A 12,452-nucleotide genomic window follows, 5' to 3' on the forward strand; every position below is an offset into this window, starting at 1 on the left:
CCGGCGGGGGCTCGGACGGGTCGGCCGCGTCCGGACCCTTTCCGCGCAGGGTTCGTCAGAACGCGGACTCAGGGATCTCCATGAGGTCGTTGTCGGTGGCCTCGGCGATGGCACGCTCGGCGGCGATCTTCGGCAGGACGTTCTTGGCGTAGAACGAGGCCGCGGCCACCTTGCCGGTGTAGAAGTCGGCGTCCTTGCCGGTGGCGCCGCCGTCGAGGGCCCGCTGCGCGACCTCGGCCTGGCGCAGGAGCAGCCAGCCGACGACGAGGTCGCCGGCCGCCAGCAGCAGGCGCGTCGTGTTCTGACCGACCTTGTAGAGGTTGGTCACCTCGCCGCCCGTGCGCGGGTCACTCTTCACGAGGTCGTCGATCATGTGGCCGAGGATGCCCTGGACGTCCTCGAGCGCCTTGCCCAGCAGCTCGCGCTCGGCGTCGAGCGAGCCGCCGAGGTCCTTGGCGAACTCCTGGATCTGGCCGGCGACGTGCTGCAGGGCCTGGCCCTTGTCGCGGACGATCTTGCGGAAGAAGAAGTCGAGGCCCTGGATCGCGGTCGTGCCCTCGTAGAGCGTGTCGATCTTCGCGTCGCGGACGTACTGCTCGATCGGGTAGTCCTGCAGGAAGCCCGAGCCGCCCAGTGTCTGCAGCGACTCGGTGCCGAGCAGCACCCACGCGCGCTCGGAGCCCAGACCCTTGACGAGCGGCAGGAGCAGGTCACTGACGCGGCTGGCCAGGTCGGCCTCGGAGCCCTTCTCGACCGCCGCGGCGGGGTTGCCGTGCTGAGCCTGGTTGACGGTGTCCTGCTGGGTGGCGGTGTAGACGACGAGAGCGCGCAGGCCCTCGGCGTACGCCTTCTGCAGCATGAGCGAGCGACGCACGTCGGGGTGGTGGGTGATGGTGACGCGAGGGGCGGACTTGTCGGTCATCTGGGTCAGGTCGGCGCCCTGGACCCGCTCCTTGGCGTACTCGAGCGCGTTGAGGTAGCCGGTCGACAGCGTCGCGATCGCCTTGGTGCCCACGAACATCCGGGCGTTCTCGATGACCTTGAACATCTGGGCGATGCCGTCGTGGACGTCGCCGAGGAGGGTGCCCACCGCGGGCTCGGCGTCGCCGAACGTCACCTCGCACGTCGTCGACACCTTGAGGCCCATCTTGTGCTCGACGTTGGTGACGTACGCGCCGTTGCGTTCGCCGAGCTCGCCGGTCTCGAGGTCGACGTGGAACTTCGGGACGATGAACAGCGACAGGCCCTTGGTGCCCGGGCCGGCGCCTTCGGGGCGGGCGAGGACGAAGTGCACGACGTTGTCGACGAGGTCGCTCTCGGCACTGGTGATGAAGCGCTTGACGCCCTCGATGTGCCAGGTGCCGTCGGGCTGCTGGATCGCCCTCGTTCGTCCCGCGCCGACGTCGGAGCCGGCGTCGGGCTCGGTGAGGACCATCGTCGTGTGCCACGCCTTGTCCACGATGTGCTTGGCGAGCTTCTTCTGGTCGTCGGTGCCGAGGTGCCAGAGCAGGTTCGCGAACGAGTAGCTGGCCGTGTACATGTGGATGGCCGGGTTGGCACCACAGACCATCTCGGCCACGGACCAGCGCAGTGACGCCGGCACGACCATGCCCCCCAGCTCGGCGGGCACGTCGAGGTTGCCCCAGTCCCCGTCGACGTACGCGCGGAAGCTCTTGCGGAACGAGTCCGGCATCGCGACGGTCCTGGTGGCCTGGTCGTAGACGGGCGGGTTGCGGTCGGAGTCCAGCAGGCTGTCGGCCAGCTCGTGCTCGGCGAGGCGCGAGACCTCGCGGAGGATGTCCTTGGCGGCGTCGACGTCGAGGTCGGCGTAGAGGCCCTGACCGAGGATCTCGCCGCGGCCGAAGACCTCGAAGAGGTTGAACTCGAGGTCGCGCACGTTGCTCTTGTAGTGGCCCATGGGCTTCTCCACCGTTCTTGTCGCTGGGACCGCCGGACGGTCCCCTGGAGCCGTGTGTGGACGGCCACCCGGTGGCGAAGCGTCCATCGGCGGGCGCCACCAAGTTACTGGCCGGTCACCTCCATCATGCTACCGACCGGTAATGCACGCAAGGGGAGGCGCGCCCGACGGGGCGTCGGTCAGGGCGCGCCCGCCTCCTCGCGACCCGCGAGGCCGAGGAGGACGAGAAGCTCGGCCAGGCGTCCCTCGAAGAGCTCCTCGGCGTCGTCGACGGCCCATCGCAGGTGACCGAACGCCTCCGTGGCGACGGCGCCGTAGAGACTCTGCCAGCAGTAGACGTAGAGCATCGCCGCGTTGGTGTCGATGGGCAGCCCGGCTCCGTGGGAGAACTCGTCCAGCTGGGCGCGGATCCGCTCGGGGATCGGGCGGCTCCACCGGATGCCGTGGCCCTCGCCCTCGATCTCGGCGAAGACCTCGAGCCACACGAGCGCGAAGCTCTGGCCGCCGTCGGCGGCACCGTGCTTGTCCTCGTGGTCGACGACGACGCCCGGGATGGGGGCGCCGAAGAGGAGCGAGAACTCGGGCACGTGGTCGAGGGCCCAGCGTCGGAACGCTCGGGCCGTGTGGGCGAGCCGGTCGGCGGCGCTCGCCCCCTGCTTCTCGTCGCGGACCGCGTAGAGGTGGGCGCCCAGCTGGCTGTAGAGGTCGACGCAGACGCGCGCGAGCAGGGCCTCGCGCGACTCGAAGTAGCGGTAGATCGCCGGGGCCGTCATGCCGACCCGCTCGGCGACGGCGCGCACGGTGACCGCCTCGACGCCGCCCTGGACGAGCAGCTCGCGGGCTGCCTCGCTCAGCTCGGCCTGGGTGGCTGCGAACAGCCGCTCACGGCGGGTGGACTCGGTCTTGACGACGTCCGGCACAGGAGAACTATAGTTGATCGCATCCGTTAACAACGTTCACTAGCCAGAGCCATAGTCATCGGAGATAACCATGTTCCAGACCTTGGGCCGCGTCGTCACCGACGGTCGCCGCGTCGTCGTCGCCCTCACCGTGGTCCTCGCCGTCGCCGCCGGTGCCTTCGGCCTCGGCGTCTTCGGCTCCCTGACCAACGGCGGCTTCGACGACCCCGCCAGCGAGAGCGGCCGCGCCGCCACGCTCCTGCAGTCGCGCATCGCCCGCACGTCACCCGATCTCGTCGTCCTCCTCGACAACCCACGGCGTACCGTCGCGGACCCCGCCTACCGCGCCGCCGTCGACACCGCCCTGGCCGCGCTGCCGACGCAGGACGTCGTCAGCACGCACACGTACTGGAGCACCGGCAGCGACGCGTTCGTCGCCGGGGGCGGCCACACGACCTACGCCGCCGTGACGCTGCGCGACCCCCAGGCCCTGACCGGGGACGCCGCGGCCGTGGACACGCTCCGGTCGAGGCTGACCGACGCCGGCTACGACGTCCGCCTCGGCGGTCCCGCCGGCGCGAACCTCGACATCTCCCACCGCGTCGCTGCCGACATCGGGCGTGCCGAGTCGCTCTCGATGCCGATCCTGCTCCTGTTGCTCGTCGTCATCTTCGGCAGCGTCGTCGCCGCGTCGCTGCCCCTTCTCGTCGGCGGGCTGTCCATCGTCGGGGCGTTCGCGGCGATCCGCGTCGTCACCGCGTTCACCGACGTCAGCATCTTCGCGGTCAACCTCGTCACGATCCTCGGCCTCGGGCTGGCCATCGACTACGGCCTGCTCATGGTCGGGCGGTTCCGCGAGGAGCTCGCAGCCGGCCACGACCGCATCGAGGCCACCCGTCGGACCGTCTCCACCGCAGGGCGAACCGTCGCGGTGTCGGCAGCCACGGTCGCGGTCGCCCTCTCCGGCCTGCTCCTGTTCCCGCAGACGTTCCTGCGCTCGATGGGCATCGGCGGCATCGCGGCCGTCCTCATCGCCGCCGTCGCGGCGGTCCTCGTGCTGCCGGCGGTGCTCGCGATGCTCGGCACGCGCGTCGACCGCTGGTCGCTGCGTCCCCGCCGGGTCGAGCGAGGCACGGGCTTCTGGTCGCGGCTCGCCGAGCTGGTCATGCGGCGTCCTGTCGCCTTCCTCGCGTCGGGGCTGGCGGTGCTCGCCGTCCTCGCAGCACCCTTCCTCGGCGTCCGGTTCGGCGGCGTGGACGAACGGGTCCTACCGGCCGACGCCGAGGCCCGCCAGGTGAGCCGTGTGCTCGCGCAGGAGTTCGGCGTCGCCACGACCAGTCCCGTCGTCGTCGCAGCCACGCTCGACGCGCCGGTCGCGTCGGCACAGGGCAGGGCGACGCTCGACGGGTACCTCACCGACCTCCGCGCCCTCGAGGGCGTCACCGGCGCGCAGGTCGTCGGCGCGGACGGTGACCTCGCGGCCGTTGCCGTCACCTACCGCGGCGAGTCGCTCGACCAGCAGGCCAAGGACGTCGTCGCCGGCGTGCGGGGAGTGCACGCCGACGGCGTCCGGCAGGCGCTCGTCACCGGACCGACGGCCCAGCTCATCGACCGGCTGGACTCCATCGGCTCCACCCTGCCGCTCATGGGGCTCGTCGTCGCCGGCGCCACGTTCCTGCTGCTCTTCCTCGCGTTCGGCTCGCTCCTCATGCCGCTCAAGGCCATCCTGCTCAACGTCGTGACGCTCGCGGCCACGCTCGGGGTCGTCACGTGGGTGTTCCAGGAGGGGCACCTCTCCTCGTGGCTCGGCTTCGAGTCCACCGGCTTCGTCGAGGCCACCCAGCCCATCCTCGTCATGACGCTGGTCTTCGGCCTGTCGATGGACTACGAGGTGTTCCTCCTCTCGCGCATCCGCGAGCAGTACGACCGCATCGGCGACAACCGCGCGGCGGTCGCGGCGGGTATGCAGCGCACGGGGCGGATCATCACCTCCGCGGCGCTGCTCATCCTCGTCGTCATCGGGTTCTTCTCGGCGTCGTCGATCATCTTCATCAAGCTCATCGGTGTCGCGATGATCGTCGCGATCGTCCTCGACGCGCTGCTCGTGCGGATGGTGGTGGTACCCGCGACGATGCGGCTGCTCGGTGACGCCAACTGGTGGCTGCCGGGCCCGCTCGCTCGCGTGTACTCCCGCTTCGGCATCCGCGAGGAGGACGACACCGTCGGCGGTCCGGACACGTCCGGCTCGTCGGAGGCGTCGGGCAGCGGGACGCCGCGGCCCGAGCCTGTGGGCGTGCGCTGAGCCGGCTAGGGATGCACGAAGGGCCCGGTCGCGAGACCGGGCCCTTCGCCACTGGAGCAGGCGGCACGAATTGCACGTGCGTCTTCCTTCTGGAAGAAGGCTGTTCTGCTACTGAACTACACCTGCGAGGCGTCGCCCACCGTAGCCGACACCGTCCCCGGGCGTCCAACCCGCCGCTCCGGGCGGCGGGTTGGGTCAGCCGTGCCGGACCCGGCGCGCGAACGCCGTGGACCGAGCCCGCAGCTCCTCGACGCGTCGCTGCACCAGGGCGTGGGGGTCGAGGCCGCCCTCGAGCGCGTTCGGAAGCCGGCGCACGTGCGCCGAGCAGCTGAAGTCGGCGTGCACGAGGGTGCCCAGGCTGTTGCCCTCGCGGCCGGCGGCACCGCTCCGTCGAGCCACGAAGAGCGACACGTCGCTCGTGGCGAAGACGTCCTCGCACCACGCGCACATGGCGGTGCGGGCCCCCTTCCGGCCGGCCGCCCGGAGCACAAAGCCGATCGGCTCGTCGTCGACCGGGACGACGGCATAGGCGCGCTGGGGACTGCCGCGGTCGGTCCAGCCGAGGTAGTCGAGGGCGTCCCACTCCTCGGCGGTCATCGACTCCAGGCGGTGCGGCATGGGCGCCTGCCTGGCCTCTCGACGCGAGCAGTTGACCAGGGAGGTGCGGATGTCGTTCTCGGACAGGGGTTTCACGATGGTTCCTTCGTGGCGCGGGTCTGCGGCAGGTGGGTCGGGAGGGTTCAGCGGTGGAACCGGTCCGCTGAACAGGCCATGGTGGCCACCCACCCCTCCGCGGGCTCACCCGCTCACGACGACACGACGCCCGGCGTCCGAGCGCGAGGTGTCGACCATGGTGCGCCGCCGGGACCGGAGACGTCCACCGCATTTCCTCCCGGGCGGCCTGCCGGGCGCCGAGTCCTGTCCGCCGGTGGGGCAGTCCGGCAGGACCACGGACAGGAAGGGGGGTCAAGATGATGCGCACCGCCACGTCGCACCTCCGACCGGGCGACCTCGTCTTCTTCATGTGCCTCCACTGGCGGGCGGGGCGCGTCCGCTGACGGTGGTCGGATCCGACGGTACGGCGCCGTCCGGATGCCACCGAGAACGCCTCCTCAGCGAAGACGTCGACGAATCCGCTTGAGGTGCAATCGGTCCCACGCCTTCCCGAACTGGTCCTCGGCTCGGTCGGCGCGCCGTTCCTCCAGGGCGTGGAGCCGGCCGAAGGTGAAGCCGTTCTCGCCCGCGAGGTGGGCGCGCACGCCGAGGTCGCGCAGCACCGCGCGCGCGACGACGGCGTCCTGGTGCTCTCCGAGAGCGGACTGGACCCGCTTGGCCCGCTTGGCAAGCCTGCGGCCCCGCTTGCCGACCATGGGTACCGCGCTCTCGGCGGCGTAGCGCAGCCGCTTGGCCTTCTTGCGCACCTCGTGGAGAGCCGCGTCGTGGTCGTCCCCTTCGTGCCCCGGGACCTCGCCCGCACCCCGGCCCTGAGCGGACTCGTCGGCAGGTTCGGCCTCCTCCGCCGCGCGCAGCCGGCTCGCCGCCTTGCGCACACGCTTGGCGTCCCGGGCCAGCAACCGGGGCACGGCGTCGCCCGCCGTGACGTCCTCGGACCCCGCCGCCAGGGGCGGGCTGTCGACGAGGGAGTCGAGCGCATCGAGGAGCCGGAGGTACCGGTCGCTGTCGAGCGCCTCGCGTGCCGCGGTGAGGCCGGCCTGCTCGGCGGCACCGAGCTCGCCCACCAGGCGTGACACCACCGGCCCGAGGACGAGGTCGGCCGGCTGCGCCGCGACGGCTTCCTCGAGGTGGGTGCGCAGGACGTGGGCGTCGCGGGCGGGTCCGAGGACCTGCCCGAGCCACCGGGAGCTCCTCGCGCAGGGGGTCGACGGCGTCGGGCCTGAGGAGAGGGCGGTAGGTGGTCAGCGCGGCTCGGAGGCGGCGGGCGGCGATGCGCATCCGGTGGACGGACTCCTGCTCGGAGCGGCGTAGACCGCGGTCGTGCCGGTAGAGGTCCTGCAGGTGCGTTGCGAGGTGGGCACTCAGCACGGCACCGACCGGGCCCGCTGCGACCTCCTCGCGGCTCAAGGCTTCCGCGCCCATGGCGGTGTCGGCCAAGGATGGGGGGACGCGGCCGGCGAGCGTCCGTGCCAGCTTGGACCGGCTCGTCGACCGCTCCACGCCGGCTCCGCGGAGAGCGTCCTCGAGGGAGTCGAGCATCTCGGCTGTGCCGTCGAGGAGCTCCACCTCGGCCTCACGCCACTCCTCGGGAGGGGTCGAGGTGCCACCGGTGCGGTCGAGCGGCTCGGCGGTCACGTGGTCGTCGGTGACCGACGCGAGCCGCGTACCGTCCGGGGCCACGAGGGTGCGCTCGAGCCGGCGGCTCCTGATCCGGGCCACCGGCTGCAGCCCGCGGCCGCGGAGCAGACCCCGCAGCCGGTCGACGAGCTCCTGCGGAGGCGTGTCGGCCACGCCGTGCGACGGTGCCGGCATCGTGACCTCCACGCGCGTGTCGGCCGCGTCGGTGTCGGGCAGCTTCAGCGTCCACCCGTCGTCGTCCCCGCCGCGGCGGACCCGCAGCGTGACCGCGTGGCGGAGCAGGTCGAAGCCCTCGGTGTCGAAGTAGACGGCCTCGAGGTCGTGCCTGACGGGCGCCGACACGGCGGCGACGCCGTCGACGGCGAGCAGGTCGGGCAGGTCGGCACCGGGGTCGATGTCGTACTTCCGCTCCGCCTCGTTGTGCCGCGACGCGTCGTCCATGGTCGGCCTCCTCACGCATGCGTCCGGCGCGGGGGAGCGGCCCCGGCCCCGGTCTGTCTTCCTGACGCGTACCCGCGGACGCGGTGCGCCGACCGGGATGAGAGAGGTGGCAACTGGGGCGGTGCGTCGACCGATAGAGCCGACCTATCGGTCAGCCTGCAAATCCGTCTTGGACGGTCGCAGCCGACACCGTGTTCCATGGATGACATGCCGAGCAGCCACCCTGTCGCGCTCGTCACCGCGAGCGATGGGGGCCGGTGCCCTTGCCCGGCCCCGGCCGTGGCCCGAGCAGGAAAGGTGTAGTCGTGGTGCGAGTCGAGACCCCGAAGAGGCCAGGAGGTGCGCCGGCTCCTCCACCGGCGCCCGGCAACCCGTGGGCACGGAGCCTGTGGCTCGACGGGGTGGTCCAGGGTCTGACGCCGAGAGAGCAGCTGGCGGGCGACCACACCTGTGACGTCGCGATCGTGGGGGCCGGCTTCGGCGGCCTGTGGACGGCGTACTACCTCAAGAAAGCCGACCCGTCGCTGCGGGTCACCGTGGTCGAGGCCGAGATCGCCGGGTTCGGCGCTGCCGGTCGCAACGGCGGCTTCGTCTCGTCCGGGATCGCCGGCAGCGGCGCGCGCTACGCACGACGCAGCGGTTGGGACAGCGTCCATCGTGCCGAGCGCGAGGTCCTGCACGGGATCGACGAGATCGGCCGCGTCGTGTCGGCCGAAGGCATCGACTGCGGCTACAACAAGGCGGGGGCGCTCACCGTGGCGACCACCGAACCGCAGCTGCAGCGGGTGCGCGCCCGGATCGAGGCGAAGCACCGTTCGGGTCTCGGTCCCGAGGACATCAGGTTCGTGACCGCCGACGAGTGCTCCGAGTTCCTCCACGGGCCCCAAGGTCTACTCGGTGCGTCCTACACGCCGCACTGTGCTCGAGTGGACCCGGCACGGCTGGCACGCGGACTGGCGGAGGCCTGTGAGCGGCTGGGCGTCAAGATCTACGAGCAGAGCCCAGCAGAAGACCTGGGCCCCAAGGTGGTCCAGTGCCGCAACGGACGGATCGCGGCCGACGTCGTGGTCCGGGCGACGGAGTCCTACACGATCCGTGAGCGAGGCCAGCGACGCAGCTTCCTGCCCCTGTACTCCTTGCTCATCGCCACCGAGCCGCTCCCGCAGGAGACCTGGGACGAGCTCGCGTGGCGGGACGGCATCGGGTACTCCGACATCGGGCACCTGTTCTACTACGCCCAGCGGACGGTCGACGGTCGGATCGTGGTCGGCGGCCGAGGAGCGCCGTACCGACTGACCAAGCCCGTTTCCCCGGAGAACGAGCAGAACGCCCGCGTCTACGAGCGCCTGGTCCAGACCCTGCACGAGGCATTTCCCGCTGTGGCGCAGGCTCGGATCACCCACCACTGGGGCGGCTCCCTGGCGGTTCCCCGCGACTGGTGCATGCGAACGACGTTCGACCGCACCACGGGAATGGGATTCGTCGGTGCGTTCGGTGGTCACGGCGTGACCGCCTCCAACATCTCCGGCCGGACGATGCGCGACCTGATCCTGGGCCACAGCACAGACCTGACGTCGCTTCCCTGGGTCGGCCACCACACCCGGAACTGGGAGCCCGAACCTCTGCGGTTCATCGCCTCGATGGCCATCCACAAGACCCTCGCGTCCGCTGACGCGTACGAGGAGCGCACCGGGAAGCCGGCGAAGCGCGTACGGCTCGTTGCGCCGTTCCTGCCACCGGGCCACTAACCGGTCCCAGCCGTTCACCGACCCCGCCTTGCCCTGCTGACCCCACAAGAGGACACCCATGCCCAGCCTGTACCACCAGCCCCCCACCGCCGTGACCGCTCCGCTGGAGCCCAGGGGCCAGCGCGAAGGGGCCGACAGCGGCGACCCCCAGATCGCCTGGACCGCCTTCGACTCGTCGGACGACGTCAGGGTCGGCGTGTGGGAGGCCGCGCCCGGCGGCTGGCCCATCGTGAACCGCGAGAACACCGAGACGTGCTACATCGTCGCTGGGCGCGCCACGATCACCGACGACGACACGGGCGAGAAGACGGAGATCTCCTCCGGGCACGTGGTCACGTTCCCGAGGGGATGGTCGGGTCGCTGGGACGTCACCGAGACGATCCGGAAGGTCTACTGCCTCGTGGTGTCGCCCACCGACGGGTGAGCGGCGCTGCGCGCCTGCGCGGGCTGACCGGTGACGGTGCTCGTCAGTCCGTGTCCGGGGTCGCTCCGGCCGCCTCGGCCAGCGCCACGAAGGCCCCGGCCGCGGGGCTGAGTCGGTTGCGCTGCCACACCAGCGCGACGTCGAGCCTGTCGTCGACCGCCAGGCGTCGGACCTGCAGGCCGACGGCATCGGCCAGTGGGCGCCATGAGTCGGCGACCACGGCCGCGCCGACCCCGCTCAGAACGAGGGGCAGGAGTCCCTCGCGGTGCTCGATCTCCACCACGATCCGACAGTCGGTGGCGGCGACGATCGCGTCGGCGACTCGCCGCATCCCCGTGCCCGGCTGACCTGCCACCAAGGGCAGGCCCCGCAGGTCGCTCATGCTGAGATCGTCGTTGCCTGCCGGCAGGTTCGCGTCGTCGCGTGCGACCAGGACGAACGACTGGGTCTCCAGGGGCAACCGGTCGAGGTCGCTCAGGGCGTCCGCCGGGCCGCTCGTGGCGACCACACCGACCTCGGCGGCCCCGCGTCGCAAGGCCTCCCGCACGTCGTCGGACCGGGGTGCCGCACCGACGGCGACCCCTACGCCCGGGTACCGTTCCACGAACGAGGCCACGAGTCCCGTCAGCGGGCTGACCACCTGGGACGGCATCGAGGCGATCCTCAACCGGCCACCGCGCAGGCCGTCGACGGCAGCCACCGTCTCCCGGGCCACGTCGATCGCACGGACCACCTCACGCGCCGGACCCACGAGCGCCACCCCGGAGGGGCTGAGCACCAGACCTCGTCCTTGACGGATGAACAGCTCCGTGCTCAGCTCGGCCTCGAGCCGGCGGATCGTCTGCGTGACAGACGGCTGCGCCACGAACAGGTGCTCGGCTGCCCGATGGACGGTTCCGTGGTCGACCACGGCAAGGAACTGGCGGAGCTGCCGGACGTCCATGGTGCCCCTTTCCGCGCCTCAGCGCGTCTCCTGCCCGCTCGTGCCCACTCTGCCCCTGTGCCGCTCTCGTGCCATCGGTTGCGGGCGGGCCGACCGCAGCATATCGATAGCCAGAAGCTATCGAAAGCAGCGCCCGGGAAGCTCCCGCGGTGCGCAGCGCGGACCGTCGACCCGTACTGGGCCTGCGGTGGCTCGACCCCCGGCACCCGTGCGCCGAGCGATAGAGAGCGCCTATCGGTCAGCCTGCAAATGAGTCTTGGACCGCACCAGTGGTCACCGTGTTCCATGGATGACATGCCCACCAGCCGCCGCATCGCGGGGGCCGGGGACGGACCGGTACGAGCGTGCACGCAGCCAGCGGTCCGGGCCGTGCGTGATCCCACGGATGCCCGGGAGGTCGAGACGCCCACGGGAGGTTCCCAGGGCTGACGCCGGGCGGGCAGAGGGACGATCGCGCCCGGCGATGACATGACACATCAGCCGACGGGCCGGACGGGCCCGTCACCGAACCACCGACCCTGAGAGGACCCTTGATGAGCGACCCGACCTTCCGGCCGAAGTACGTCTCGTTCGACTGCTACGGCACGCTGATCAGCTGGCCGATGAACCCCATCACCAAGGAGCTGGTCGGCGACCAGATCCCCGAGGAGCAGTGGGACCAGTTCGTCGCCGAGTTCCGCGGCTACCGCTTCGACGCAGTGAACGACGCGTACTACCCCTACGAGCAGGTGCTGCAGAACTCCTACGACCGGGTCTGCCGCAAGTGGGGGATCCAGTCCGACCCGACCGCGGGCAAGCGGTTCGCCGACGGCGTCCGCAGCTGGGGCCCGCACCCCGACGTCGTCGAGCCGCTGAAGAAGATGGCCGAGCACTACAAGCTCGTCATCCTGTCCAACGCCGACAACTCCTTCCTCGAGGAGAGCGTGCCGCGGCTGGAGGCGCCCTTCCACGCCGTCTTCACCGCCGAGCAGGCCGGCTACTACAAGCCGCGGTACGCCGCGTTCGAGTACATGCTCGACCAGCTCGACGCCAAGCCCGAGGACTTCGTCCACGTGTCCTCGCACACCCGCTACGACCCGCTGCCGATGCACGACATGGGCTTCCGCAACCTCGTGCTCCTCGACCGCGGCAACGACCCGATCCCGCCCGGCTACAACCTCACGGTCGTGAAGTCCCTGGACGAGCTCAACACGATGCTCGGGATCTGACGCCACCCGCCGCCGAGGACGGTGCCGACGAATGAAGGTGTGGACGTTGACGGTCAATGGTGACCTGCGCGGGATCTTCGACAGTGAGGTGAAGGCCGTGGAGGCACGGCTGCGATATCTCAGCTCCGGTCCCGAGGACCCCGGGTTCGCAGTCCTGTCCATCGGTCAGTGGAGCGTGCAGTGAACGAGTACCGCTCTTCCGCAAGCCATCCCGCATCTGCGGTCCGTTCCCATCGTGGGTGCCTTCCCATGAGTC

The 12,452-nt window shown here is 71.0% G+C and carries 9 protein-coding genes, 1 tRNA gene and 2 pseudogenes; 5 read left to right on the forward strand and 7 right to left on the reverse strand.

Going from position 1 to position 12,452, the window contains the following annotated elements; all coding sequences use genetic code 11:
* Positions 1 to 55: 55 nt before the first annotated feature.
* Positions 56 to 1,918 (reverse strand): acyl-CoA dehydrogenase, encoded by a 1,863-nt coding sequence (locus tag AC1VM9_RS10345; protein WP_483122556.1) that lies wholly within the window; start codon positions 1,916 to 1,918, stop codon positions 56 to 58.
* Positions 1,919 to 2,097: 179 nt separating this feature from the next.
* Positions 2,098 to 2,838, reverse strand: coding sequence for a TetR/AcrR family transcriptional regulator (locus tag AC1VM9_RS10350; protein WP_483122557.1), 741 nt, complete (start codon positions 2,836 to 2,838; stop codon positions 2,098 to 2,100).
* A 70-nt stretch (positions 2,839 to 2,908) separates the two neighbouring features.
* On the opposite strand from AC1VM9_RS10350, the gene AC1VM9_RS10355 reads away from it, so the two are divergent.
* Positions 2,909 to 5,119 (forward strand): MMPL family transporter, encoded by a 2,211-nt coding sequence (locus tag AC1VM9_RS10355; protein WP_483122559.1) that lies wholly within the window; start codon positions 2,909 to 2,911, stop codon positions 5,117 to 5,119.
* A gap of 52 nt (positions 5,120 to 5,171) precedes the next feature.
* On the opposite strand, the gene AC1VM9_RS10360 is transcribed toward AC1VM9_RS10355, so the two are convergent.
* The 4 genes and pseudogenes from AC1VM9_RS10360 to AC1VM9_RS10375 form a co-directional block, all read right to left on the reverse strand.
* Positions 5,172 to 5,245 (reverse strand) — tRNA-Gly (locus AC1VM9_RS10360).
* 69 nt (positions 5,246 to 5,314) lie between these two features.
* The gene (locus AC1VM9_RS10365; protein ID WP_483122560.1) at positions 5,315 to 5,812 is read right to left on the reverse strand and encodes an FBP domain-containing protein; all 498 of its coding nucleotides are present in this window, start codon (positions 5,810 to 5,812) and stop codon (positions 5,315 to 5,317) included.
* Between the two features lie 419 nt (positions 5,813 to 6,231).
* Positions 6,232 to 6,966: pseudogene (locus AC1VM9_RS10370) on the reverse strand (CHAD domain-containing protein); the annotation flags it as partial.
* 25 nt (positions 6,967 to 6,991) lie between these two features.
* A pseudogene (locus AC1VM9_RS10375) lies at positions 6,992 to 7,873 on the reverse strand (CYTH domain-containing protein); the annotation flags it as partial.
* A 305-nt stretch (positions 7,874 to 8,178) separates the two neighbouring features.
* Between AC1VM9_RS10375 and AC1VM9_RS10380 the strand changes: the two are divergent.
* Positions 8,179 to 9,621 carry an NAD(P)/FAD-dependent oxidoreductase gene (locus AC1VM9_RS10380; protein ID WP_483122561.1) on the forward strand — a complete coding sequence of 481 codons (1,443 nt, stop codon included), beginning with the start codon at positions 8,179 to 8,181 and terminating at the stop codon, positions 9,619 to 9,621.
* Positions 9,622 to 9,679: 58 nt separating this feature from the next.
* Complete coding sequence (locus AC1VM9_RS10385; RefSeq protein WP_483122562.1) at positions 9,680 to 10,045, forward strand: cupin domain-containing protein; 366 nt, start codon at positions 9,680 to 9,682, stop codon at positions 10,043 to 10,045.
* A 43-nt stretch (positions 10,046 to 10,088) separates the two neighbouring features.
* Here the strand turns inward: AC1VM9_RS10385 and AC1VM9_RS10390 are convergent, their stop codons facing one another.
* Positions 10,089 to 10,988 (reverse strand): LysR family transcriptional regulator, encoded by a 900-nt coding sequence (locus AC1VM9_RS10390; RefSeq protein ID WP_481340640.1) that lies wholly within the window; start codon positions 10,986 to 10,988, stop codon positions 10,089 to 10,091.
* A 533-nt stretch (positions 10,989 to 11,521) separates the two neighbouring features.
* Between AC1VM9_RS10390 and AC1VM9_RS10395 the strand changes: the two genes are divergently transcribed.
* Positions 11,522 to 12,196, forward strand: coding sequence for a haloacid dehalogenase type II (locus AC1VM9_RS10395; RefSeq protein WP_481340639.1), 675 nt, complete (start codon positions 11,522 to 11,524; stop codon positions 12,194 to 12,196).
* Positions 12,197 to 12,242: 46 nt separating this feature from the next.
* Positions 12,243 to 12,380 carry a hypothetical protein gene (locus tag AC1VM9_RS10400; RefSeq protein WP_481340638.1) on the forward strand — a complete coding sequence of 46 codons (138 nt, stop codon included), beginning with the start codon at positions 12,243 to 12,245 and terminating at the stop codon, positions 12,378 to 12,380.
* The last annotated feature ends 72 nt before the right edge of the window (positions 12,381 to 12,452 follow it).

Source organism: Monashia sp. HAY1-11D (assembly GCF_056868035.1).